The 22,665-nt window shown below is 49.3% G+C and carries 25 protein-coding genes and 1 pseudogene; 9 read left to right on the plus strand and 17 right to left on the minus strand.

Features of this window, described 5'->3' with window-relative positions; genetic code table 11:
- Nucleotides 1–360 precede the first annotated feature (360 nt).
- Nucleotides 361–816, plus strand: coding sequence for a hypothetical protein (locus RGU75_RS13460; protein WP_322236700.1), 456 nt, complete (start codon nucleotides 361–363; stop codon nucleotides 814–816).
- A gap of 311 nt (nucleotides 817–1,127) precedes the next feature.
- Nucleotides 1,128–1,412, plus strand: coding sequence for a cupin (locus tag RGU75_RS13465; RefSeq protein WP_322236702.1), 285 nt, complete (start codon nucleotides 1,128–1,130; stop codon nucleotides 1,410–1,412).
- 45 nt (nucleotides 1,413–1,457) lie between these two features.
- Here RGU75_RS13465 and RGU75_RS13470 read toward each other — a convergent pair whose 3' ends face one another.
- Complete coding sequence (locus tag RGU75_RS13470) at nucleotides 1,458–2,849, minus strand: DUF945 family protein (RefSeq protein WP_322236704.1); 1,392 nt, start codon at nucleotides 2,847–2,849, stop codon at nucleotides 1,458–1,460.
- 195 nt (nucleotides 2,850–3,044) lie between these two features.
- Between RGU75_RS13470 and RGU75_RS13475 the strand changes: the two genes are divergently transcribed.
- Nucleotides 3,045–3,380, plus strand: coding sequence for a type II toxin-antitoxin system death-on-curing family toxin (locus RGU75_RS13475; RefSeq protein ID WP_322236706.1), 336 nt, complete (start codon nucleotides 3,045–3,047; stop codon nucleotides 3,378–3,380).
- Here the strand turns inward: RGU75_RS13475 and RGU75_RS13480 are convergent.
- The 3 genes and pseudogenes from RGU75_RS13480 to RGU75_RS13490 form a co-directional block, all read right to left on the minus strand.
- Nucleotides 3,331–3,546, minus strand: a pseudogene (locus RGU75_RS13480) (hypothetical protein); the annotation flags it as partial. The gene RGU75_RS13475 and the pseudogene RGU75_RS13480 overlap by 50 nt on opposite strands.
- 424 nt (nucleotides 3,547–3,970) lie before the next feature.
- A complete protein-coding gene (locus RGU75_RS13485) occupies nucleotides 3,971–4,591 on the minus strand; it encodes a DUF4082 domain-containing protein (RefSeq protein WP_322236708.1) in 621 nt (206 codons plus the stop codon).
- A 540-nt stretch (nucleotides 4,592–5,131) separates the two neighbouring features.
- Nucleotides 5,132–5,311, minus strand: coding sequence for a hypothetical protein (locus RGU75_RS13490; protein ID WP_322236710.1), 180 nt, complete (start codon nucleotides 5,309–5,311; stop codon nucleotides 5,132–5,134).
- Between the two features lie 329 nt (nucleotides 5,312–5,640).
- On the opposite strand from RGU75_RS13490, the gene RGU75_RS13495 reads away from it, so the two are divergent.
- Nucleotides 5,641–6,180, plus strand: a complete 540-nt coding sequence (locus tag RGU75_RS13495; protein ID WP_322236712.1) for a hypothetical protein — start codon at nucleotides 5,641–5,643, stop codon at nucleotides 6,178–6,180.
- 91 nt (nucleotides 6,181–6,271) lie between these two features.
- Here RGU75_RS13495 and RGU75_RS13500 read toward each other — a convergent pair whose 3' ends face one another.
- From RGU75_RS13500 to RGU75_RS13520, 5 genes are all read right to left on the minus strand, one after another.
- Complete coding sequence (locus tag RGU75_RS13500; RefSeq protein WP_322236714.1) at nucleotides 6,272–6,484, minus strand: hypothetical protein; 213 nt, start codon at nucleotides 6,482–6,484, stop codon at nucleotides 6,272–6,274.
- A gap of 201 nt (nucleotides 6,485–6,685) precedes the next feature.
- Nucleotides 6,686–6,874, minus strand: coding sequence for a hypothetical protein (locus RGU75_RS13505; RefSeq protein WP_322236716.1), 189 nt, complete (start codon nucleotides 6,872–6,874; stop codon nucleotides 6,686–6,688).
- Nucleotides 6,874–8,706 carry a replication endonuclease gene (locus tag RGU75_RS13510; RefSeq protein ID WP_322236718.1) on the minus strand — a complete coding sequence of 611 codons (1,833 nt, stop codon included), beginning with the start codon at nucleotides 8,704–8,706 and terminating at the stop codon, nucleotides 6,874–6,876. The genes RGU75_RS13505 and RGU75_RS13510 overlap by 1 nt, the downstream gene beginning before the upstream one ends.
- On the minus strand, nucleotides 8,696–9,052 hold the full coding sequence (locus tag RGU75_RS13515; protein ID WP_322236720.1) for a hypothetical protein: 357 nt from the start codon (nucleotides 9,050–9,052) through the stop codon (nucleotides 8,696–8,698). The genes RGU75_RS13510 and RGU75_RS13515 overlap by 11 nt, the downstream gene beginning before the upstream one ends.
- The gene (locus RGU75_RS13520) at nucleotides 9,052–9,225 is read right to left on the minus strand and encodes a hypothetical protein (protein WP_322236721.1); all 174 of its coding nucleotides are present in this window, start codon (nucleotides 9,223–9,225) and stop codon (nucleotides 9,052–9,054) included. The genes RGU75_RS13515 and RGU75_RS13520 overlap by 1 nt, the downstream gene beginning before the upstream one ends.
- 221 nt (nucleotides 9,226–9,446) lie before the next feature.
- On the opposite strand from RGU75_RS13520, the gene RGU75_RS13525 reads away from it, so the two are divergent.
- On the plus strand, nucleotides 9,447–9,728 hold the full coding sequence (locus RGU75_RS13525; protein WP_322236723.1) for a hypothetical protein: 282 nt from the start codon (nucleotides 9,447–9,449) through the stop codon (nucleotides 9,726–9,728).
- A 191-nt stretch (nucleotides 9,729–9,919) separates the two neighbouring features.
- Here RGU75_RS13525 and RGU75_RS13530 read toward each other — a convergent pair whose 3' ends face one another.
- The 4 genes from RGU75_RS13530 to RGU75_RS13545 are packed head-to-tail and all read right to left on the minus strand — an operon-like array spanning nucleotide 9,920 to nucleotide 10,843.
- Nucleotides 9,920–10,177 carry an ogr/Delta-like zinc finger family protein gene (locus RGU75_RS13530; protein WP_322236725.1) on the minus strand — a complete coding sequence of 86 codons (258 nt, stop codon included), beginning with the start codon at nucleotides 10,175–10,177 and terminating at the stop codon, nucleotides 9,920–9,922.
- Nucleotides 10,174–10,362: a hypothetical protein gene (locus tag RGU75_RS13535; RefSeq protein WP_322236727.1), complete on the minus strand. Its 189-nt coding sequence runs from the start codon at nucleotides 10,360–10,362 to the stop codon at nucleotides 10,174–10,176. The genes RGU75_RS13530 and RGU75_RS13535 overlap by 4 nt, the downstream gene beginning before the upstream one ends.
- A gap of 39 nt (nucleotides 10,363–10,401) precedes the next feature.
- Nucleotides 10,402–10,599: a hypothetical protein gene (locus tag RGU75_RS13540; RefSeq protein ID WP_322236730.1), complete on the minus strand. Its 198-nt coding sequence runs from the start codon at nucleotides 10,597–10,599 to the stop codon at nucleotides 10,402–10,404.
- A 10-nt stretch (nucleotides 10,600–10,609) separates the two neighbouring features.
- Nucleotides 10,610–10,843, minus strand: coding sequence for a hypothetical protein (locus RGU75_RS13545; protein ID WP_322236732.1), 234 nt, complete (start codon nucleotides 10,841–10,843; stop codon nucleotides 10,610–10,612).
- Nucleotides 10,844–10,919: 76 nt separating this feature from the next.
- Here RGU75_RS13545 and RGU75_RS13550 point away from each other — a divergent pair, with 76 nt between their 5' ends.
- From RGU75_RS13550 to RGU75_RS13560, 3 genes are all read left to right on the plus strand, one after another.
- Nucleotides 10,920–11,360 carry a helix-turn-helix transcriptional regulator gene (locus RGU75_RS13550; protein WP_322236734.1) on the plus strand — a complete coding sequence of 147 codons (441 nt, stop codon included), beginning with the start codon at nucleotides 10,920–10,922 and terminating at the stop codon, nucleotides 11,358–11,360.
- Between the two features lie 817 nt (nucleotides 11,361–12,177).
- Nucleotides 12,178–14,688, plus strand: a complete 2,511-nt coding sequence (locus RGU75_RS13555) for a hypothetical protein (RefSeq protein WP_322236735.1) — start codon at nucleotides 12,178–12,180, stop codon at nucleotides 14,686–14,688.
- 5 nt (nucleotides 14,689–14,693) lie between these two features.
- Nucleotides 14,694–16,427: a hypothetical protein gene (locus RGU75_RS13560; RefSeq protein ID WP_322236737.1), complete on the plus strand. Its 1,734-nt coding sequence runs from the start codon at nucleotides 14,694–14,696 to the stop codon at nucleotides 16,425–16,427.
- A gap of 198 nt (nucleotides 16,428–16,625) precedes the next feature.
- Here the strand turns inward: RGU75_RS13560 and RGU75_RS13565 are convergent, their stop codons facing one another.
- On the minus strand, nucleotides 16,626–17,018 hold the full coding sequence (locus RGU75_RS13565; protein WP_322236739.1) for a hypothetical protein: 393 nt from the start codon (nucleotides 17,016–17,018) through the stop codon (nucleotides 16,626–16,628).
- Between the two features lie 318 nt (nucleotides 17,019–17,336).
- Between RGU75_RS13565 and RGU75_RS13570 the strand changes: the two genes are divergently transcribed.
- The gene (locus RGU75_RS13570; RefSeq protein ID WP_322236741.1) at nucleotides 17,337–18,050 is read left to right on the plus strand and encodes a PEP-CTERM sorting domain-containing protein; all 714 of its coding nucleotides are present in this window, start codon (nucleotides 17,337–17,339) and stop codon (nucleotides 18,048–18,050) included.
- Nucleotides 18,051–18,286: 236 nt separating this feature from the next.
- On the opposite strand, the gene RGU75_RS13575 is transcribed toward RGU75_RS13570, so the two are convergent.
- The 3 genes from RGU75_RS13575 to RGU75_RS13585 are packed head-to-tail and all read right to left on the minus strand — an operon-like array spanning nucleotide 18,287 to nucleotide 22,650.
- Entirely contained in the window at nucleotides 18,287–19,522 is a 1,236-nt protein-coding gene (locus RGU75_RS13575) for a phage late control D family protein (RefSeq protein ID WP_322236743.1), read from the minus strand.
- Complete coding sequence (locus RGU75_RS13580) at nucleotides 19,519–20,028, minus strand: phage tail protein (protein WP_322236745.1); 510 nt, start codon at nucleotides 20,026–20,028, stop codon at nucleotides 19,519–19,521. Before RGU75_RS13580 ends, RGU75_RS13575 begins: the two co-directional genes overlap by 4 nt.
- A gap of 21 nt (nucleotides 20,029–20,049) precedes the next feature.
- Nucleotides 20,050–22,650, minus strand: coding sequence for a phage tail tape measure protein (locus RGU75_RS13585; protein WP_322236747.1), 2,601 nt, complete (start codon nucleotides 22,648–22,650; stop codon nucleotides 20,050–20,052).
- Between the last annotated feature and the right edge of the window lie 15 nt (nucleotides 22,651–22,665).

Genomic DNA, 22,665 nt, shown 5'->3' on the forward strand with positions numbered 1-22,665 from the left:
GGACGGTCAACGATGTAAGTTATCCGGCTCGGCGTAGTCGGGCCGGGGTTGAGGCGCCGAATAGTACATTCCCCAGCCGCAATTGTTGTTCACTCTTGAACCGTGTAGGTGGTCTCTTTGAACAATGCATTAATACGGTGGGCGGGAGTTTTTACATTCTCCTCGTAGCAACTCGCTGTGATCACAGTCATCAAGTCCAGATTGGGCACGACCTGTACCGCTGGATTCCGGCCTCCATAAATCCTTAAGTCGGTTCGCTGTTCCATTGCTCCCAAGTCCCAGAAACGGCGTAAAATACCTAAAGGCAATAAAATTGCTATGTTCATCTGTTGAGTGGCCCCATGTGATGGTGTCTTGTTTTTGAGAACCTCCACCGCATCCCCTCTTCAGCGATATTTTTTATTGGGGGCAGGTATGGAGTTCATTCCATTTGAAGTCGTCACGATCTCTGAAGCAAAAGCGGTCCTTGATATAGCTAGCGTAGCGGCTAAAGAAGAGCATTGGGAGACTGCGCGTAGGTTGGAGATTCCAGCCGACTTGAAGTTGAACGAGACAACTTATCAGTGGGTATTGACGCTTCCCGTTGAGGTTTGGCCTCTTTGGTTAATGAAATATTTCCCCCGTATTGCGAACCAATTTGCCAATACATGGACAAAACAATTAATCTGCGAAACTTTATTTATCCAACTTCTGATGGATCAAAGAGGTCATCGCAAAGGATTTCCGGTGGACGTATCCCGAGAAATTATGGCCTTAAAATCACACTTCGAAACATTAGCTTTCACGCCATTAAGCGAGCAATCTTTTAAAGGTTGACGCCGCGCAAACGCGGGATGCCTATACCCTCTAAAATATCTATCTGATTCGTCAATATGTGGAATCACATAAATCCAAGTTGCCTTTTGGAATGTGGGTTGCGAAGCATTCCTATGGCAAAGAACGTGATAATGTTTGGTGGCTTACATTTTAAGCAAACAGCTAAAAAAATGCTTACTCTCAAGTTTGATGAATCAGCAAATTATTCATTGCTTGAGGATGTTCGGCGCTGCTTGACCGTGCTGTCGGGTTTGATGAATGCGAACAAAATAAGACCAACAAACAGCTGATAAAAAGACAGGTGATACGATATGGAGCGAAATGAATTTGTAGAAATGATTGCCAAAGAAGGATTCGCAGAGGGCGTAATTGTAGAGAGGGAATCCAATGGATTTCTCGAAGCCCACGTGCATTCCTTTGAAGCAAAAGCACTCATCCTTGCAGGCGAATTGCGCATGCGGGTCGGAGAAGTAGAACAAGTCTATACACCTGGAAGTGTGTTTCACTTGTTAGCAAACGTATCCCATTCGGAGTTCTACGGTCCCGAAGGCCTTCAGTACCTGGTCGGCAGGAAAGAAGAGGCTAGCGAGTCGTAGAAATGTTATTTTGGGTAAATCGGCTAAGACTGGGCGATTTCGGCGTCACATGATGCGTTTACCGTTGACGACAACGCCTTGCGGCCCAAAGGTCGATTCCAGCGACAATTGCTTGCCATCGTCCTTGATATAACCTTGGTCGACATACATCTTCAACTGGTTTTCCTTCATCTGCCGTTGTGCAGATGCTGCGGCATTTTTTTGTTCGAATGCGTTCAGGAACACATCGCGCGCGAGCGTCAGCGAACCTTTGCCGGAAATTTTTTCCTTCAGCAGCACCATCACGTTGTCACCCATCAGCGCGTCCGGCGTCAAGCCTTTACCATCCATATTTATTTCAAAGGTGCCGGCTACTTCGCCGTTAGGAGTCTTCAGACTGAGGCGGTCGATGCGGAAGCTGGGGGAGCTGGCGACCAGTTCGCCGGCATGCTGCATCAGCATGGTCATCTGTGCCTTTTTCTGGGCTAGCTTGGCATCGGTGCTGTCGTTGCCCGCTGCTGGCGCTGCGACTGCAGCAACGTCGGCACCGGCGACTGGCGGGGCTTTCGCAGCCGCTTCGTAAAACGCCTTGGAAGCAGCCTGAATTTTCAGTAGCCCATCCTTGTTCAGGTTGAGATAGGAAAAATCGAAATGGATGTCGTCGGCAACAACGCCGTTGGCATCGCCGAAGATGCTCTTGTCTATCTTGGTCTGGTAAACTAGATCGAAATTGTTGCCGTGGTCTTTCAGGTCGGTCTCCATGACCAGGTTTTGTAGTTTCAGGACGGCGTTACCGTTTCTGGTAGCTTCGATACTATCTAGTTTGATGTGCCCGTCTTGTTGCCAGGTGTCAGTGGCGCTCTTCTCGTCCTTGTAGGTACCGCTCAGGTTGAGATTGCTCAGACTGACGTTGATCTGGCTACCAGCAGCAGTGGCGCTGAGGGATGGTAGATTGAGATCGTATTTTTGCGTTTCGCCGCTTTTCCCATGGAAGTTCAAGTTAAGGTTTTTACCAACGATATGCAGGCCTTCCTGGCTCTTCCAATCGATTTCCGGTGCTGCAACGCTGGTCGACAGGCCGCCGAAGAATAGCTTGTCGGTGCTGGCATTGAGCTTGATCGGTAATGGTGTTTCCACTCCTTTGTCGTCTACCAGCGCGATCGTGTGCGTGATCTTGGCCCAACGGTAAAACGGAATGGCGAATTGATTGACCTTGTGAGTTACCGTCAGGCGGACCGGCGGCACTAGCATCGAAATCGTGTATTCAGTCTTGGCTGTCGACGAGAACCAGCCGCGCTGGAACGAGGCCAGCTTGGTGCTGATCGGCAAGGAACTACTGCCCGATGTGTCCTGGCCAATTTTGCTAAATTCCGCTTTGGCGCGCATGCCGACTATGCCAGGAACCACGGCAACCCACGCGAGTACGACGACGCCGACGGCTATTTGAGAACGCTTCATGTTTTCTTTTTTTGAAAGAATAAAAGTTAATAATAAATTAAGTATTGCATTGGGTAAATGTTTTGGTGTTTTGCAGCGCGTACAGCGCCTAGGATAGCCTTGCTGGCCCAATGCGCCAACGAATTTGTATTCGGGGCAAAGCCAACATTGTAGGACCTGTACGCGAAGGTAACTGTTCAGTTCTCGCGTAATGTTGTGCCCGCGACACACGGCGGCTTAGATGGAATACGCGATAAAAATGCAGTAGAGTCCGATTTAGCTCGGCCCGAGCAACTCGAAACCTATGGCGAGCCGAAGTCGGATGCCGCCGACCTAGCTACAGCTTATGCGCATGGTTTAGTGCTCAACCATGGGTATAGCGACGGAAGCAAACGCACGGCTTGGGTTGTTGTGCGGGTTTTTCTTGCTGACAATGGCATCAAACTACGGTTTTCCGCAATCGAGGCGATTCGTGCGATGGAACAAACCGCAGCTGGCTCGCTCAGCGAGCAAGATCTGGCACAGTGGTTTCGGCAGTGTATTGTTGAATAATTTCGGAGTGCCTAAGCAAATCCTTCGCTCTTATTTGTGTGTGCCTAGCCAGCATCTTCCAATACCTGTGACCTGATACAAGTGCGACCTGCTCGATCCGATACCCTTGCTCAAATAGACGTGAAATTCCCTCATGACGTAAATCATGGAATCTTAGGTCAACAATTTTCTGAGCTAGTGCGGCCAAAAGGTTTAACGGCCTGCATTTCTCGTTTGTAACGATCAATTAGCTTTGAAACGGTAAAGGCGGACAAAGTACGACCGTCCTTAAAATCGGAGGTATGTATCTCATGTTCGATCTTGCGCGTCCATTCTTGCGCCATTGCTTTGGTCGGGAGCGACTTGCTGATAGCGCCCTGAGCCGGGCGCGGAGGGAATAGCTTTGCAATGGCGTGACGCAGTTTGATGCACCTGGAGCCTGTTATTGTGATGAGCAAAACTGCATATTACTAAATGTAGTTAAAAATATTACTTAATTTGAGTAGTGTTCGTAGCTGCAATAAATAAATGGAAATAACATTCGACGTTATCAAAGATGTTGTAAATGTAGGCCCCAACGCGTGGAGCCTTTGTTCATGCGAACAGCAGGTTTACTTGACCAGCTTACGGCGCCCCGCCACGGCCAAGCCAACTAGGCCCATGCCCAACAAGGCCAGCGAAGCAGGTTCCGGAACCACATTTGCATTCGTCGACAGGAAGTTGGCCGAAACGTATCGGTTGGAAGCGCCATTCAAGGAGGTGACGAACGTATCTTGCCCATTACTCCAAGCACCCTGCAGGTAGGAAATGTCGGAACTAGTATTGATACCGTTCACCTGATACAGCCAGTTCGCCTGGGAAACACCAACGCCCATCCGATACAGCTGACCAGCGGTGAGTGAAACCGTGTTGCTCAAGTTTGTGTAAATGAAATCGCCGATCACGTTGCCACCTACCGGAACTACCGCTGACGCAAGCAAGGTACCCGTATCGTTCCACAGGGAGACCGTTGTCGGTGCCGTCAGGCCATTGACGTCATAAGTACCAAGCGCGGTTACATTCAGATTTTGGCTTGCGGAAAACTGAAAGCCAATCGTCCAGTTGCCGCCAAAATAGCCTGAGCTGCTCTGCCAAGAATTGATGGCGGGTATCACGCTAGCGTGCGACGAACCTGCAAATCCCAACATCAGTCCAATAGCGGCCAGTAGCAGTTTCTTTTTGATTGTGTTCATAATTTTTCCTCTGGATTGGGCAGTGAGTGCTGTTTATAAAGCAATTCTTATGCCATAATATAAAACAGGAAAAATACTATACAAATCAGATGCTTAGCCGACTTACTCAGGATCGACAGGAAGCCACATGTAAAGAATTCCGACAATCAAACACTACAAGTAGTTAATACCTTTGCATCGATAGTTCCCGCCGAAATACGAACAAAATAGAAGTGCCACTTTGATGGTTAATTGTAAGGAGTGGCGACAATGGTTCGAATCATCCGGTTTCGGCTCACCATGGATCCCATAATTGTTTTGCTGCTTTTAAAACGGAACCCAAATAAGTTAGATCAATGCCAATAGTGACACCCCTAGCGCCCGGGCGATCAGAAGTAGCCGTGCTGCGCATCTTGATAAAGTCGACCAGCCTGTTTGTCGTCAGATCGGGCAAGAGGACGTCACCGAGCGCTATATTGAGCGATCCCAATACCGCGGCTTTATTTTTGCCGAAGGGTTTTTTTGCCCCAATCTCTATAGTATAACGGTCGATAAGAGTGCCTATGTCATCTCTGCTATGATACGTCCGTCCTGAAACTTCAATGAGCGCATGTCGGATTCGACCTTAGATGCCCATTCTTGGGCACGCGCTTTAGTATCGAACATGTCGCTTACAGCAGGAAAGCCTTGCTTGCGCACCCGAGCGCGCCAGCGCTTACCGATCTTTTGTATAGTTGCCATTAATATGAATTGTTGTCCAATTTGTGTCCAATGACAGATGTTAAACCATTAAATAACGTGAATTTCCGTGAGCTCTAAAATAGTTATCAATCCCTTGGAAACCCTTGCCACGCTTGATAAAGCGCCGAAATACGGGGGGCGTAAAATATCTGTTGCGCCCATGATGGACTGGGCAGACAAAACAAATTTTTCTCTATAAAACAATGGTTTAAGTTTTAGGTGATGCAAATTTGATGCAATGATTTTTTACGGCTCGCAAAAATAGAATAATCTTAAAAAAAGGCCGTTCCTGGCAGACCTTCTGCGTACCCACTAACTCAGATCATTCAATGTCTCAAGATAAAGTAAGCCAGATACTTGCGCTCCGAGTTTTGACTTTGCTCGCAGGCACGGTAAACGCGTCGCTCGACAAATTTTCTGGGTGGCTTATGGTTGGCACAGGAGGCGCTTTTTCGCTTTTGCTCACCAACATTGAAAAACTTGTTGGTTTCGTAAACGCTGGGAGCATTCGATTTGCTCTATCCCTTATGCTGGTTAGCCTGGCTGTTGGAGTCATTGCGAAATTTCTTTCTGCAATGATTTCGGCGAGCGTTGCCAGTAATGATGCAGCATTTGCAGTTGGTAAGGATGCAGTAAAGGATGGCTTCACAATAGATATTGAGGCGTACTTAATCGAATTTAAGCGAGGCTTGTTTTTTGTTCAACGTTTGGTTGCTGAAACGAGCTTTAAAAAACTCCGAGCAGGTGATTTGGCAGCAGGTGGCCGATTGGTTGCTAAACTCTCGCAGGTAAACGTGTGGATCGTATTATTTCAAGCAATATTGATATTATGGTCAGCGGTGGAGATTTTGGTGGGCGTTAAAATTTAGTCTACAACAACGGTTAAGCCAGCAGACAAAAAAAGGGCGGCTGGGAAATTTTCCCGCCGCCCTCATTAAACCTATCTGCGTATTGCGATTTTTACGTCCTGGACGTCTCTCTCAACCTGTCAAGATACTCCGCAACGTCTCTGATATCCGCAGTCAACGGATGACCCGCCATCGGTACGGGAAATTTCCCAAGTGAGCGATGGGTATAGCCAGTCGCTGTACTTATCCCAATCGATTTGCAGACCTCATCAATCGTTAAGCGTGGTTTATTGAAAATCGAAAGCAACAAGTATTCTGTCAGCATGGTGGCTCCATAACATGGAATTTTTTTAGAGGTAGGGCGACCGGAATTTGGTATGAACAATCGGTCGACGCGATCCGGGCATAGGACTGTGCGTTGCCGATGTGGCGGATAATTTCAATGACTGTTCCGGTTGCTGGTCTGTTATCGAGTTCGAAGCAGACGTTGTCGCCCACTGAGGGCGATTTATTTCCAGAAGTTGCATTATTCACTAATCGCTCCCCATAACATCCCGACCCACAGGCTGAGCCCCACGGCCACAGTCAACACCACATTAATCAGAAAGTTGAAACGCAGTTTCCATCGATCCAAGATCAAACTCAGCACGTCAGAAATCCCCCAAGCCGCAAACACCATAAATAAAAAGACGCAGGTCTGCATTAGCAATTTCATCACTCTTTCCTTTCATCAAAAATTCGGGGATACGGGCAGGCTTTTAGGGCTGCCCAGGCATCAATGAGCGCGGATCTGGCCTCCGGAGGGAATTTACTCACATCAGGAAACGACCAGTCCGGCTGTTTTTCTCTCGGTGCCGGTTCGGGGTGCGTACAGTTATTTACACGAGTCCGAGGAAGGGCAACTGCCGCCCCGTCGCATGCGGTGGCAGCCGATGCGACCGGCGTCCAGATGTGTCGCACCGACTTAAACACCACCCCAAACAACGCCGCACAATGCACACCGTATGGCGTCGACTTGATCGTCTCGCCATAGCGTCCGATGCAGGTGGTCACATCCTTGGCCAGCGTGATGACCAGATCTTTACGTGGGACGATGGGACCACCTTGTACCCGCATATACTCCGCAAAGTCAGCGCGCTTTTCGCCTTCGATCTTTTGCACAGCATTCCATGCACGCTTCATCGGTTCCGGTGCTTCCACCAGCATGTCGTCTTTGATGCGACGCAACTCACGCCAGACCGTGACCGGCGCGCCGCCCCATTGCTGAAACTGGCGAATGCCCCAACATGCGGCCCATGCTTCAATCCTTGCCGACGGGACCAGCTCTAAGTCGCCGACGCAATCCGGCACTACAACATAGCCATCCTTGGTTTTATGGTCGCCCACATGTGCGCCGTCGATATTCTTGGCGACATATTTCGCGATATATCCGGCTGCGCTACCTTTGTTCCAATCAATCCGGACGACTTCCAGCCGACGCTCAAACGCACCCGGTTCGCCCCGTTCAGCGGTCCACGCGTAGCGCTTCATCAGACGCGTGGCGCGACTGGCCACATCCACAATGTGCGTCGTTTTATACCTGGCGGTCGGTCGCACAAATAACAGCATGTGCCAATGGGGCGTGGCGTCATGATGCGGTTCGGCAATCCGAAAGCCATACAACCCAATCCCGCGCCGTGCCAGTGCCGATCGGAAACGCGCTGTTACTTTCTGTAGGTACGCATTCGCTTCGCGGGGTGTCGCCCCGCTAAATTTCGGGTTCGGCTTGCCACTATGCAACGTCGCATGAAAGTGAGAAGGACACGTCCACGTCACAAACAAGCCTTCATCTCCCAGTTCTTTTGCGATGGTTTCAAAGCCATTTAATCGCAGCATTAACTCTCCTCGTCGTATCGCTTTATTTGCCGTGGTGGTACCGGCCAGTTCAGCCAGCGTGAATTGCTGACCGAGTTCGTTTTCTAATTTCTGGCCGTCCAGCGCCAGTTCGTTACGGCGGTTTTGCGCCATTCGGGCGATCACCGTGTCGTGGCTGGCATAGGGTTCGCCGTGATAGTGGACATAGCCGAGGCGGATGTTGCCCGCCTCAAAGGCCCGACCGATGCGCTTACGTAACTGACCGCGCCACCAGTGCGGATTCACCGCCCGTGCGATCACATCTTTGAGTTCGTCAAATTCCGGTGCATCGATCCCGTACTCGGCACATTCACAGCGGATGACCTGCAACGCATGCAGGTCCGATTGCGCGCCCCATAGCGCCTCGACCACATGCGCCGCCGCTTTCTTGGCCGTCGCCACAATGTCCGCATCGTGCTGCGACAGATCGAGGCCAGCAGGCACATAGCGGTCAGCAAACTCACGAACAAAGTCCGTCGCCACCGACTCATAAATTTTGTACCAGGAGGACCACGCCATTTTGTCGAGTGCCTGACCGATGACGCGCTTGCGCCACTTGTAAGGCAACCGCGCTAATTCCGGCGCAAATCCTTCCGATTGTAAAAAGGTCAAATGCCGTTGACGGGCAGGCAGAACGACGTGTTTAGACTGCATGCATCACCCGTTCAAACATACCGACCGAGGCCACGACCGCCGCCTTAATGGCGGCCCGTTCCGATGGCTTAAAAGAATGAATCGGACTCTCCCACCGTGTCATTGACAGGCCAGCCACAAACAGCACATAGCGCCGTGCGTGTTCGGGTGTCGTTCCCCACGATTGCGCGGTCAGGCGCTGCAAGCGCGATCCATCCTGACGGGTTTTAATCTGCTGCCGCGCTAATAGCAGATTGGCCCGCGCATGATCCGGGGTAGTCAGCGTGGCCGTTGCGTCATCCCACACGGCAAACAAGTCTGTGACCGGCATAAACGACGGATGGTGATCAATCAGCGAGACGCCCATCACCAGACCCCCGCCATGCCGCCCAGCCGCGCCATGTACAGCGCCAGCTGTTCATTGAGTACCTCACCGACCGCGATGCGATGGCTGTCGCTTAACAAATGAGTTCGGGACATGAACCAGTTACGCAGGTCCAGTTTGTCTATCAGGAGGGCATGGGTACTTTTGGCGAACATGGCCTAGCCCTTAACCCAACCGAGCGCGACCGCAAAGGCCGGGGCAAACATGACGAAGCCACACAACAGGCCGGAGCCAAAAGTTTTAAGATGGGTTTTCATAGGGAGTCAGCTATCACGTGAGCTGTTTTCTTGAACATAGTTTCCTTGCGGATATACTTGCGTGCGTACCTGGCCAAGTCTGGTCGTGGTACGTCTTTTAAAACAACGGAAGGTATCTCTTGAAAACTACCCTCATCGCCACTCAACAAATTGGGAAATTTGACGCTGAAATTCTCAACAAACTTAAACCGCATTCCCTGGAAATAAGTACCGTCAGAAAAGAACGAATGATCATCGGCATCCGTAACGAACAGGGCGAGATCTACCGTGTTATCGGCGTCACCGGACTGACGCTGTTTATGGATGCCATCTATCAATTGGTTGAACTCAATATGATCGATGAGCTGGAAGCCCTGGACCACCCACAGGATGGTTATGACGCTATATTTAGCGCACGCTAACGCCATTTTTTTCGTGCTGTCCTGATCCTGCAGTACTGGGGTATTCACATATTCCATCGTGCTTTCCTTATTTAAGGGCGAAAAAATCCCGCATGCCTGATGTCAGGCATGACCGGGTACAACGTAAAAAGGGAAGCGCGCTAGCGGAAGATTACGGCGGCGCGGTAATGTGGTGAGCGGTCATGGTGTCCTCATTCACTCTTGAATAAAGCGAGTTGATTAGCGCAAGCATTACGGACGTGCTGCGACAAATGAATCCGTACATCCGGGTTCGGAATCGCGGACATCGATAACGTGCGCAATACTTCGAGACTCGCCACAAAGGTGTGACCACATTCCGGGTTCTGGCACATGTACGTGATCTCTTTCATTAGGTTGGACATCGTGCGGCTTTTAGCGGCCCGCACCCGTTCGCCGCAATGGGGGCAAGGCAAACTGATGACTCTCATAATGGCTTCCTGTCCACCGCATACAGCGCCCGGCCTCTGCCGGATATCTGCTTCGATTGCTTACGTATGCGCGACTTCACCAGCCACTCTGCCGCTTGCTCCACACTGTGCAGCCCTTGCTGCTGGCGCACACGATCCAACAAGTCATGTTCTGCATCGGTCACGATAATTTCTTGATCTGGCATCTTTTCGTCGGCTCTTTGTTAGCGCACTGCGGTCTCGGTTTAGGCCGCATTGCCGACTACTATGTCCTTGTCGCCAAGGCCTAATGCGAACGCCGCTTCGCGCAGTATCATCTGGCGTAGCAAGGTGGACGGCTGTTCGCCCTGATAATTGGCAAGTGCCTGAATCAGGTCATGCTCGTAATCATCAAAACGAAGAGTCAGCCGGTTGTGGCGAATGCGCTTGGTGTCGGGATACATGACGCGTCCTTTATGGATGACTGGAAGAGGCCAACTGGGTGGAGAGATCGGACAAACGGGCGGTTTCTTTCTCGTACGCGTCCAGACCGAGCAACGTCACGATACGTAAGAAATTAGCACGGGACCGATTGTCGGCAGCGGCATGTTGCTCGACGCGGGCCATCTCTTCGGTCCTAAGACGAAGGTATAGCGGGCCGCCCAGAATGCCTTTTGGTGAGCGACTAAGTTTTTGTTGTATTTTCATGGTGTAGAATTTGTCATTGCTAGGAATGGCTCAAATATATCACTCATTTGAGTGATTTAATAGGTTTATTATTTAAATGAGTAATATTTTTGATAGATTAAGGCTTGAACGGAAGCGCTTAGGCCTTAACCAAGACGAATTTGCGGCTATCGGTGGAGTTAAAAAAGGTGCCCAGTTTAATTATGAAAACGGTACCCGAAATCCAGATTCTTCTTATTTGGCTGCGATTGCTGAGGCCGGTGTGGATGTGCAATACGTGCTTACCGGAAAGATCGGGGCAGCAACTTTGGCAGCAGAAGAAAGTGAGCTTGTAGCAAGCTATCGTGCTTTAGACATTCGCGGTAAAGCGGGTGTACTCGGTATGATTGATGGTTTGAGCGATCCTAAACAACCGCCGGAATCACCAGCCTTTATTAATCATGGAAAAGTTGGTCAACAAATTGTTGGCGGAATAAACGCTCCCCAAACGTTTAACATGGGTGGTCGGAAAAAAAAGAAAAATACTATTCCAGAGTGACCGTCTATTGGCCAGCGATAGGCCAGCATTCCAAGGGGATGTTGGCCAAGTAGTTATCTGTGATGTACATCAATCCCACCTTCTTGATAAGCCCCTGTCCATCGTCCTGGTTGTTTTAACCTTGATCAGCAGTTGGGCGATGTATCAGATATCGCCAGACGCAGATGCAGGGGTCATGCCGCCGCTATTGGTTTGCACGGTAGAGCGCAAAGACTATCCCGTAGGGAGCGCCAAGGTGCTGGTCACCGGCCAAATTTTAGAATGTTTAAGTCCCGGTAAGAATCTCGCGCCGCAATGGCAAAAGATTGAAAGATCGCGGATTCGCTAATGTGATGGCTTTTATTGCCGTTCAACGCCGCGTACCCAATCAAACACTTGCATCACCTAGTCCCATGGTCGTAATTGAAAATGCAAAGTTGACTCAATTTTTCTGAAAGTCAGCATCTGTCAGTTTTCGCACAATTTTGCCCGCTAAGATCACCTAAGTTAGTGCTTTGCCATGATAAGCAATTACTGTGGCGGGACGGTAGATGCTCGTTAATATCACAACGGGCCGGGATTAGCCCAGTTATGAAAACTCTTTTTTCTCCGGTCCATGGCACGGAAGTAGTGCTTGCTGGCTTCGTACATTCGGGGAAAAAGCTCTACCGCTACGGGTTTTTCATACTCAAAACGTTTTGAAGTTCCCCTAACCTTTGTTTAGCCGTCCAACAGCAGTAACCGCTGCCGCTGGCCTGACACCCTTCCAACTGCCGCAACAATGTGATTACGCATTAAAAACGAGACGGTCTAAAAACTCCCCTAAAAGAAAGTATTTATGGATCAAGAAGAATTTTTCGTTATAGCTTATAAATTATATTCCAAGGAAAATCCCAATCATGGAAGCATCAAGCCTATATTTAAGCTCGATTCAATGGGCTTAACGGAAATTACAAACGAAAATTTCTGTCCTACCGGTAAAGTTTTTATCACGTCCTCCTACGACGAAATTGATAGTAAATATAAAGAATTCGAACTTTTTAAGATTCCTGTAATTGTAAGTGTTTTTCAAAGTGAAAAAGTTGATCAAACCAATGCATGTAAGTATGTGGCGCATGGAAAAAAGGCAGAGCGGTTAGTGCCAAAAGTATTAATGGAAGTGATATTTTCCGAACTACCAGACTGTAACAATAGAGTAATTGAATCTCTAACAATCACACCTAGCGTAAAGTATATATTCGTAAAATCTCCAAATAATGGTTGCTTTGGTCCTTTCGAGTGGGAAATTAATCCCGACAATGACTCAATAATTTTAGCTCTTTCAACAGCACCATTGCCAGGACGGCCATTAGAGCATGGGCAAATTTATCAGTTACAGGATGCTCAGTATGACAAGCAACTTCTTGATACTGATGTCAATCGAACCTACTTACATGACCTGGCAACAGTTATCCAAGGCGGCGGATTTTATGACTACGCGTCTGATCTTGAAATAATTCATTACTGTGGCAAGCAAGCTAGTGCATTTAAAACTTCTGCACTGGACAAGCGCAGTTTGAAGGCGTTAGAAATACAAGCCAAGGCAACGGCTAAGCCCTTAATTAAAACGCGTTGGGACCGATTTAATAACCTTGCCGCGACGATTATTAACAGTCAAGAGGATGTCACTAAATTGCTGGGAGAATATCTAAATAGCGAGAATGGTGAAATTATTGTCAAGAGCCACGTTGCACGTCATAGCGATAAATATTTGTCGGCGTTGATCGAAAAGCAGAAATTGCATATTACAGAAGAAACTGTAAAAATTTCTGATGAGTTACGGCAAGCTAGTGAGCGATTGCGTGAAATCAATGATCAGAAAAAACAGGCCACATTGGAGTTAGAAAATGCACGTGAGGAAAAAAAGAAACTTCCACAAATAACAGCAGCAGATTCTCAATTAATCCACGCTGAATATGATCAACTACTTAATAAGAAAAAAGATGAGATTACACAACTTGAGGATAAATTAAAAAAGTTAGCTCAAACTGATATTGCATTAGCCAATCTGGAATCAATCAAGCGTAAAACTTCGGAAGCTGATCGAGACTATGAGCGAATGATTGTCCTTAAGAATGAAATTGGAAAGACGATACACGAACTACAACGAGAATATAGTGATAGTGAGGACAAGATCAGTAAAAAACTTTCCATCATGACCCCAATGGTTAAAGCCATTAACGGATATACGTCGATTACGAGTAAGTCATTGCCAATAGTAAAGATTGATATAGTCAGCGCTATTAATCGAAATAATTTACGGTCAGAGCAGGAGCGTGTTTGTTCATCGATCGAGTGTTCTTTAGCAGCTCGTGGACGGTATGTTCCTTCAATCCAGGTAGCAAATCTCCTCATTTGCACTCAACAATCATTTATTACATTTCTCTCTGGCTTACCTGGTGCCGGAAAAACATCATTATCGCGTCTCTTGGCATCTTCGCAGTTTCTTAAATCTCGATTTAATGAAATATCGGTTGGCCGGGGCTGGACGAGTCAGAAGGATCTAATCGGTTTCTATAATCCGCTGGTGAATAAATTTCAAGCTTCTAATTCTGGTATGTACGAATTCTTACTGGCGTTAAAAAATGAAAGTGAAGAGAGTATCGTCTCGCCAATGGCATATATCCTGCTGGATGAAGCCAATTTGAGCCCAATTGAACATTATTGGTCTGCTTTTTTTGGAATGACAGATAGCGATGGGGTGAAGTCGTTGACGCTAGGCAATGATAATGTGGTCATCCCTCCCTACTTGCGGTTTCTGGCAACTATAAATCACGACGGTACAACTGAACCATTGAGCCCACGTACAATTGATCGCGCTCCTTTTATTGTAATGGAAAACCACACACTATTTCAGGACGATACCGTCGCGGTACAAGATTTAGCAAACGTCTTTCCCTTATCTTCTTCAGACATGGAATTGCTATTTGGAAATGAGGCGATGGTTCCTGCATTTAACGAGATGGAAGACCCAATCTTTAAATCCATTCGTCAAGTGCTATTAGATCCGGCCTCCGAGAGGGGACGGCCCATTATCATTTCAATACGTAAAGAAAATTCGATGCGCCAATATTGTCATAAGGCGCGCGCGCTAATGAATTTTGACAGTGACTTAATAGCCCTCGATTACGCTGTATTGCAGCACGTCTTGCCATTGATTCGTGGCGCAGGTACTAAATTCGCTAAGCGCTTAGAAGCATTGTTGAATATTTTTAAAGAGCAGAAACTAACAAGATCGGAACAGTATCTGACAAGAATGATTAATTTCGGTGCTGCGGAATTACATTCCTATGACTTCTTTTGTTGGTAACATCAATGGACTTTACGATAACAATCCAACTTAACGGGTTACCGATTACTTGGCAGCCCGGCGAAAACATTGCGGTTCGAGAGCGTGACGACGTTCAATTTTTCTTGAAAACACCTATTGGTATTGAACCGCCCGTTCTATATGTGGAAGACTATAAGGTTGGATTTGAGGAATCGATTATTATTGAACAAAATGCGCTCTATGTGACTCGCCGCGGGCCGCTATTTCGCGAGGTATTCGGTCTGTCAATGGTGCGTTGTCAATGTGGCTCAATAACCAAAATCCTTACCTTTGACGTTCTTATTCATAAGCTACAGGCTCACCAAATTGAAGAAATGATTCGCTATCTTTATTCACACAGCGATTCATTAATTCGTGTCTGCTTAGCGCGGTCAACACTTCCGACCGGATCTAAAGGTATAGGTAATGCCGACCCCGAAACGACGCTATCAACCGCAGAACGATTTGTTAGCACATTATTAAATAGTCGTCTGGAACTTCAGCATCAATTGCGCAAGCGGCTTGTTCCTCAAAAAATCCCCATGTGGCACGCTCGATCACATCAAGATCTTATTGATCCATTTGACGTATTGAGTCATCTTGATGTTTTAGTTTCCGTGGCAGGGGAAGGAGATATTTTTATTCAAGGAAGGCATTTCTTGATCAGCGGTCTTGACGTGACATCAATGGTCAATACAGCTAACGTATTTGAAAATTCGGTGATTGTAGGAGGCATCTATTCCATTCGATGTGGCATTGAAGCGCTTAATAATCTGATTAATGTTGGGCGAGGTGTGCATGGCGTTTCATCCCATGACCGTGAACACGAATCTTTAACCGAGGTCTTGGCACGGGTGACCATTGGTAGTATGCAATTACGTTGTACTACTCTTTTGATGCAACTTGATGATCTATTGCGTTATTTTCGTAAAGATCTGAAAATTGAATTAAAAGGTGAACTACAACCGGTCATTACCCCCTTTGTGCGGTCCTCTAGGGTGTATCGTAGCTTATTCGAGCAAATTCATGAATGGTATGGCTTAGGCGCTCCATCATTAGTCGGATTACACCTACTTTTAAAGCTACGAACTGTTTCGAAAATCTATGAATACTTTGTTTTGTTTAAATTACTTGAGTACTTCCAACAACGTAACTGGGAGTTGGTTCATGCAAAACCTCAAGCTGGTGAAGACAGCTTAATTCCAGAGCAAGTTGACTTTAATAATGGCACCTCCCAAGTGTCCTTATTTTACGACGTTCCGATTGCTCCATTTTCAAAAAATACCGCACACAATGACTTGGTGGATTTACGACACGTGTATAGCAATAGCTATTATTGGTGGCGACCTGACTTTGTCATCCGACTACATGTCGGTGAACATGTAAAATTCTTCATTCTGGATGCAAAGTACAGTACGCAAGGAACCGTCAAAAACCGCAGCCTTCCTGAGTTAATCGATAAATATTTTGTTGACACAGGAGTATTCGACGCTGCTTCTCGAACAATTAAAAGTGAACAAATTTTGGCGATTGTCGCGTTATTCCCCGGTACCCAACACATCAAGGGCATTTGGTCGCACTGGGAGACCAAATTCTTTAGTCCAGTACCACGCCTTCCTTTTGCCGCCGGTGCAACACTGTCTACGGCCGACGATACTGTCATGCATCAAGTTATGGATAAATTATTAGAAGTCGGGATAGGTGAAAATCAATCGTATAGAACAATACAAGTTACGTAGTATGTCTGGTTTAATTCGTCACGCAGCAATTTTATGGATATATAAATAGATGGATTTAAGATTGCGGTCACTTTGTAATAGTGCAACTCGCATGGGCCGCTTTGCAATCTACTAGCTTGACGTTCTAGGACGGTGCCGCGTAAAGGTGCATGCTTTGAGACAGGGATTTCGAATCCTCGGCTCATTAACCATACATATTTACTGAAGGCTATTTTCTTTAATAATCTCCCGCCACTCACGTATCTTTTCCCATTCGAGTTGGGTGGCGCGGGTGGCGCTCTGCTTGCTGACATAGAGGTGTTGCAGTGCTTTCGGATTGCCACGAGCGCCCGCCAGTTCCTCCCCTTTACGCTTGCTGAACTTATCGTGCCACGCTGCCGTGACGCCGGTGATCCCTTCATCCGGATCGGTCTGCTCTTCGCGTTCTGCTTCCGCTTCTTCTGTTTTGGTTTCCAGTTCGATAGCGGTAGTGAAGCCACTGCCATCGATGTTGTGCGTCATTTTCGCTGTCAGCCATTCGACGCTGTCTATCGCCGCTTTAAAGCCGGATACCGTGATCGGTGATTGCTGCATCAGTTCCGTATTTCCCACTGCCAATCACGTCGTAACTTCTGCCGAAACGCCGAATCACTTTCGCGGGTCTGAGCGTCTAAATAGCGGGCTGTTGACGTTGATTGTCAGAAAATATAACAATTAGTAGGCTTTTTATCATTTTTTAAAACTAATATAAATTTAGTTAGATTAGCAGCCATATTTTGATTGTGAAAAATAAAGTGGGGTCTAGTTACTTTCTGTTAGCGGCGGTTAAAAGGCTCAAACCAGACTCACCACTGTGGCATACGAGTCCACTCGATATTTACATATTGAAAAAGACTTTAAATTCAGTATTTATTAAGAAACAGGATTGCAATGAAAACCGTCTTACAATTTACGTTGCTGGCAACTGTGATAGCCGCCAGTTCCGCCGCTCACGCGACTCTTGTGACCTACGATTTCACCGATACCATAACATCGATGTTTGAATACAATGGGACCACGAAGGCAATTACAAATGTGACATCAAGTTCTATGTCAGGAGTGGCATTTTCCAATGGTGATACAGCCCATGGGACGTTTTCGTATGATACGGCTACCGTCCTTTCACCTTATTATCAGCCGCCTGCTCAGGCGCAAGGCAGTTACGTCCTTTACTATGGACCCATGTCTTCAACATTGACATTTGATAAAAGCATGTTTGTATATAATTCTGTTTCTGATGGTTTAATTCAAGTCGCTGATAATGCTTCATCGTTTTCAGGATGGGATGTGTTCTATTTAGGTACTGGGGCGGCCTACTCCCCGCTCACGTTTCAATCTATGACTCTCAACTTATTTGACTCATCAGGACAAGTATTTAGCAGCGCAGCAGTTCCACGAACGTTGCCTCTATCGGGCTTCAGCTATGCAGATGTTGACTACACTTGGCTTCGCCAAAGCGATGGAAGTCAAATGCATATTTCCAGCAAAATCACGTCTCTAGAAATGGAACCAAGTTTGCCAGTTCCTGAACCGGGTACCTACACCCTGCTGCTGGGTGGCCTCGGTTTGATGGGCTTCATGGGCAGGCGTCGCAAATTCTCATAACAACAAGTTGGTAACTCTTTGTTTCAAGACACAAGCCCCGTAAAGGGGATTTTTAACGCTTGGCAATCCATATTAATAAAAATCAAGCAAATATTTTTGTATTTATATTCGTATACATTATGGATATCAATAATCAACAGGACCATGCCGCATAAGGGTTTATGTTATTTTTTCAGTTCTTGCTTCCGCGGCAGATCCGAACTACCACACAAAAGAAACCGGTATATTGCATTCATTCAACGAATGCCTTGTTGCCGGCTATTTTCTTCAATAATCTCCCGCCGCTCCCGTATCTTTTCCCATTCGAGTTGGGCGGCACGGGAAGCGCTTTGCTTGCTGACGTAGAGGTGTTGTAGTGCTTTCGTATTGCCACGAGCGCCCGCCAGTTCCTCCCCTTGACGCTTGCTGACCTTATCGTGCCACGCTGCGGTAACGCCGGTGATCCCTTCATCCGGATCACTCTGCTCTTCGCGTTCCATTTCCGCTTCTTCCGTTTTGGTTTCCAGTTCGATGGCTGTGGTAAAGCCATTGCTGCCGATGCTGTGCGTGACTTTCGCTGTCAGCCAGTCCACGCTATCGATGGTTGCTTTAAAGCCCGATACCGTGACCGGTGACTGTGGCATAAATTCCGGATTGCCTACCGCCAGTGTCAGTTCAAACGTTGCCAGTCCGCGCTGGATGCGCAGCCATTCGGCGACCGCTGCCGTGCGGGCATCCGCTTCGTTGGCATAGGTGGTGCGCAGGCGTTTGGCGTTGCCTGCTGTCCCCGCCACCACGCTACGACGCAGGACTTGCTTGTCGTCTTGCCAGAACACCCGTACACCGGTATAGCTATCGCGTTCGGCACTGTGATAGCGGTGGCTGTCACCGAGTTGGCGCGTGATATCGATTGGGGGTAATGGTTTACCGGACATAGTCTGACTGCGGCTGGCGGGCATAAAGATCAGCGTATCGTTTTTCACGGTGGCGACCGCGTCGTAGCGTTTGCCGAGACGGCGCAGAAAGGCCGCATCACTCTCCCGCGTCTGATCGATATGCTTGATAGCAACGTTGCGCAGTGCCTCCGCGATGCCCGCAGTGAGTTGCTGTCGGAACGCGATCATTTCAATGATTGCACCCAGTGTGGTGTCATGAAAGCTATGTTCTTCGACTCGCCGGAAGGTGTCGATCAGATTCACCGTGCGGGCGCGTAACGTGATGGTATCGGGTGCGCCGCTGTGTTCGACTTCATCCACGGTAAAGGTGCCTTTGTCGACCAGGCCGCTATGTTTCCAGCCGATGTGTAAATGGATCTTTGCGCCTTTGGAGGGAATCGCTAGTTGACCGTCGGTATCGTCGAGCGCAAGGTCGAGCTGGTCGGCTGATTCGTTGCGGCATTCGGTCAGCGTGAGGCTGATCAGGCGCGGATGGATGATGGCGGTCAGGTCACGGCCATCTAAGGTGACACGGAAATCAGGGATAAGATCGGTCATCGGGTGACGAGTCCACTGAGCAAGCCGCCTATCCCATTGACCACGTTCACGTTGTTGGCCAGCCCATCAAGGGTGAGCATATCGCGCAGCGTGCCGATGTTGCCCAGATTGCGCAACGTATTGCGCACATCGTCGTCGGTGCATTTGAGCGTGATCGCAAACTCGACGCGGCCCGGATTGCCGTCGCTGCCGAGGTGGGTTTTGCCTTCGGTCATGCTGGTGATGATATAGGCACCATAAATCCGTCCGGTTCCCTGAATCAGTATCCATGACTTGCCGGTGTCGGCCATCAGGCGTAATGCATCGAGCGCATAGAGCGAGCCGGTCAGTTCGGGCGCTATCCAGCCGGAGAGCGTGATGGTGTCGTCGCCCTTGCCGGTGAACTGAAACGCGTCACGCGCTCCGACACGGGCGTTGCTGACGTGTTTCCATTCGGTTTGGCGTTGGAGTTCCTGATAGGCCAGCGTGGGGAGGCTGAAGACGAACATGCCGAGGGCCATCATCATGGTGTGCTTTCTTGTAATGGGTTAGTAGTCATGCAGGCTGGAACGCTGGCGTGCGCGCTTTTCGCGGTCGCGCTGGTCGAGTGCTTGTGCCACCGCTTGCGCAATCGCGTTGCCATCCATGGTGGGTGTGGTCTGGATGATGATCTGGATCGTGTCGCCCTGGAACACGGTGCCGCTGTTGCTACCACGCGCTGCCATTGGTGGGCGGGTATCAAACGCCATCGCGGGGATGGCGGCAGCACCGATGGCAATACCCGCGCCGAGTTGGGTTAGGCGTTTTGCCATAGTACCGATCTGCCTGACCGGTGCGTCTTCGCTGCGTTGCAGACCAAGGGCGAGGCCTTGCATCGTGTCGTCACCCAATGCCGCAAACACCCGACTCGGGCTTCGGATGCCGAGCTTGTCTTTGAACCAGCCAATGACGTTTTCCCCCGCGCCGGTGATCGTCGTTTTGACTGCCCCCAGTGCGCCGGACATGCCGTTGACTAAGCCGTGCATGATGTTGGCACCAAAACCGGTAAAGGTGGCGGGCAGATCGATCCCGAACCAGCGCAGCACGCCCTCGAACGCCCGATAGAACAATCCGACCGGCGACCAGTTCAGAATGCGGGCGCTGATGGCACCGATACCACCGCTAAACACGGCGGCAATGCCTGCCCACGCATCGGATAACACGCTCTTAATCGACGTCCAGTTGTTGACGATCAGATAGGCCGCTCCTGCGAGTGCCGCTAGCGCCGCCACAATCGCTAAGATGGTCAAGCCGATGGGATTGGTCAGTAGAAAGAGGAACGCGCCTTTCATTGCACCACCGACGAACAACAATGCCGCACCGATGCCTTTTAATACCGGGATCACGATCCCGCCTTGTAACCCGATGGCACTCAGCACAAAGCGCATGATCGCAAACGGGCCGAGTATGGCAGCGATACCGAGTGCCAGCACGCCCAGCACCACCAGTATGACGGCCAGCACGGCGGCAATTTTGAGGAGCGTACCCGTCAGTTGCGGGTTCGCCTCAATCCATACGGACAGGCGTTCGGTTACGCGCCCGACCGTCTCCATGATGTCGGTCAGTGCCGGTTTTAAGGTGCTGCCGGTCATGGCCGAGAAGCCGAATACTTTGTTTTGTAAAAGTTGCCATTTGGCCGATAAGGTATCGAGCCGCGCCTGAAACTCGCGGTCCATGCTGCCCTTGGCGGCTTCGCCGTTGGCCAGTTCCAGTTGTCGTCGGTATTCGCCGACGCCTCCGGCTAACTTGGCAATTGCGCCGCCCCAGTCTTTGCCGAATAAACGGGTCACCGCTTCCATCTTGGATTCGGTCGGTAGTGCGTTGATTTTATCGAGCACCGTCAGGATGGTCTTCTGCGCATCGGTAATCATGCCAAGTTGTAAATCTTTACTGCTCATGCCGATCATCCTGGCACCGACCTGAAACCGTTCAGGATTCATTTTCGCTATTTGCAACTGGCGCAGCATGCCGGACGAGGCGGTATCGGCCCGTTCAGGGGATTCGCCCAGTGTTAGCAGCGTGGACGCCAAGGCAGCGGCATTTTTTACCGACAGGCCGATGGTGGACGCGGCACCGGCCAGATCGCCTTGTAACACACCAATGATATCGGCCCCCTTGGAGATCGCGTTATCGTCCAGATAATTGATCGCGTCTCCGAGCTTGTCGAGGCTCTGGATTGGAATCTTAAAAATCCCTGCGATCTTGCCCATCTGGTCGCCGATTTCACCCGCAGGCATCTCGAAGGCGGTGGCCATCTTGGCATTGTTGGTGGTGAAGGCCAGCAGATTGTCTTTGCCCTGGATCCCCATGCGTGCACCGGCCACGGTCAGGTCAATCAGTTCCGTCGTCGCCATCGGAATCCGGGTCGCCAGTTCGCGCATCGCGCTACCCATGGCGTAATAGGTGGCAGTCAGTTTGCCATTGCCATCGCGTGCGCCGTCGACCTGTTTGGCAATCCCGACCATGCTGTCCTCATAGCGCATGAAGTCCTTGACCGTTTTAAGGATGGGCATGCCGCTGGCCACGCCTGCGGCGGTCATGCCTGCGCCCGCCATGGCGACATTTCCTGCGGTGGCACGGGTCGTATGCAGGCGCTGCCGTGCTGCGCCCATGCGCTCTTGCTGTCGTGCAATGCTGGTCAGTTTCTTTTGTTGCGCCGCTAATTCGGCGTTGGCATAGGCCACGCTGTCTTTGAGCCATACCTGTGCGTTGCTCAAATTTTTGGTACTCATGCCGGTGGCGGTGAGCGCGGTGTTGAGTTGTTTATTGGTCTCCAGATTAGCGCGGTAGGTCGTCTTGAGTTTCTCCACCACTGCTTGTGACTTCTTGTATTCGGTGCTGAGTTTCTTGACGGCCGCCGCCGCTGGGGACGCTTGGGCGGTCAGCGTGCCTAACTGGTCGCCGATGGCTTTGGCGTGCTGCTGCGCATTGCGTAGTTCGACCGACGTGGTTTTAAGGCCGCGCTTGAGTTCTAAAAATGCATTGAGTTTCTTTTGCTGGCCACCCAGTTCTTTGAGCCGGTCACTGGTCGCTTTGATGGCTTTCGCGGTCGGCGATGCTGCGGCCTGTATTTTTTTGAGCGGACCGGTGACTTTGTCGAGCGCGGTCATGATCACTTGGAGTCG

Source organism: Glaciimonas sp. CA11.2, assembly GCF_034314045.1.
Lineage (GTDB): Bacteria > Pseudomonadota > Gammaproteobacteria > Burkholderiales > Burkholderiaceae_D > Glaciimonas.

What these genes read in the sequence shown, in the direction of transcription:
- RGU75_RS13465 (WP_322236702.1), top strand. Translation starts at nt 1,128, where the DNA reads ATGGAGCGAAATGAATTTGTAGAAATGATTGCCAAAGAAGGATTCGCA.
- RGU75_RS13470 (WP_322236704.1), bottom strand. Translation starts at nt 2,849, where the DNA reads ATGAAGCGTTCTCAAATAGCCGTCGGCGTCGTCGTACTCGCGTGGGTT.
- RGU75_RS13485 (WP_322236708.1), bottom strand. Translation starts at nt 4,591, where the DNA reads ATGAACACAATCAAAAAGAAACTGCTACTGGCCGCTATTGGACTGATG.
- RGU75_RS13490 (WP_322236710.1), bottom strand. Translation starts at nt 5,311, where the DNA reads ATGGCAACTATACAAAAGATCGGTAAGCGCTGGCGCGCTCGGGTGCGC.
- RGU75_RS13495 (WP_322236712.1), top strand. Translation starts at nt 5,641, where the DNA reads ATGTCTCAAGATAAAGTAAGCCAGATACTTGCGCTCCGAGTTTTGACT.
- RGU75_RS13500 (WP_322236714.1), bottom strand. Translation starts at nt 6,484, where the DNA reads ATGCTGACAGAATACTTGTTGCTTTCGATTTTCAATAAACCACGCTTA.
- RGU75_RS13505 (WP_322236716.1), bottom strand. Translation starts at nt 6,874, where the DNA reads ATGAAATTGCTAATGCAGACCTGCGTCTTTTTATTTATGGTGTTTGCG.
- RGU75_RS13510 (WP_322236718.1), bottom strand. Translation starts at nt 8,706, where the DNA reads ATGCAGTCTAAACACGTCGTTCTGCCTGCCCGTCAACGGCATTTGACC.
- RGU75_RS13515 (WP_322236720.1), bottom strand. Translation starts at nt 9,052, where the DNA reads ATGGGCGTCTCGCTGATTGATCACCATCCGTCGTTTATGCCGGTCACA.
- RGU75_RS13520 (WP_322236721.1), bottom strand. Translation starts at nt 9,225, where the DNA reads ATGTTCGCCAAAAGTACCCATGCCCTCCTGATAGACAAACTGGACCTG.
- RGU75_RS13530 (WP_322236725.1), bottom strand. Translation starts at nt 10,177, where the DNA reads ATGAGAGTCATCAGTTTGCCTTGCCCCCATTGCGGCGAACGGGTGCGG.
- RGU75_RS13535 (WP_322236727.1), bottom strand. Translation starts at nt 10,362, where the DNA reads ATGCCAGATCAAGAAATTATCGTGACCGATGCAGAACATGACTTGTTG.
- RGU75_RS13540 (WP_322236730.1), bottom strand. Translation starts at nt 10,599, where the DNA reads ATGTATCCCGACACCAAGCGCATTCGCCACAACCGGCTGACTCTTCGT.
- RGU75_RS13545 (WP_322236732.1), bottom strand. Translation starts at nt 10,843, where the DNA reads ATGAAAATACAACAAAAACTTAGTCGCTCACCAAAAGGCATTCTGGGC.
- RGU75_RS13550 (WP_322236734.1), top strand. Translation starts at nt 10,920, where the DNA reads ATGAGTAATATTTTTGATAGATTAAGGCTTGAACGGAAGCGCTTAGGC.
- RGU75_RS13555 (WP_322236735.1), top strand. Translation starts at nt 12,178, where the DNA reads ATGGATCAAGAAGAATTTTTCGTTATAGCTTATAAATTATATTCCAAG.
- RGU75_RS13560 (WP_322236737.1), top strand. Translation starts at nt 14,694, where the DNA reads ATGGACTTTACGATAACAATCCAACTTAACGGGTTACCGATTACTTGG.
- RGU75_RS13570 (WP_322236741.1), top strand. Translation starts at nt 17,337, where the DNA reads ATGAAAACCGTCTTACAATTTACGTTGCTGGCAACTGTGATAGCCGCC.
- RGU75_RS13575 (WP_322236743.1), bottom strand. Translation starts at nt 19,522, where the DNA reads ATGACCGATCTTATCCCTGATTTCCGTGTCACCTTAGATGGCCGTGAC.
- RGU75_RS13580 (WP_322236745.1), bottom strand. Translation starts at nt 20,028, where the DNA reads ATGATGATGGCCCTCGGCATGTTCGTCTTCAGCCTCCCCACGCTGGCC.
- RGU75_RS13585 (WP_322236747.1), bottom strand. Translation starts at nt 22,650, where the DNA reads ATGACCGCGCTCGACAAAGTCACCGGTCCGCTCAAAAAAATACAGGCC.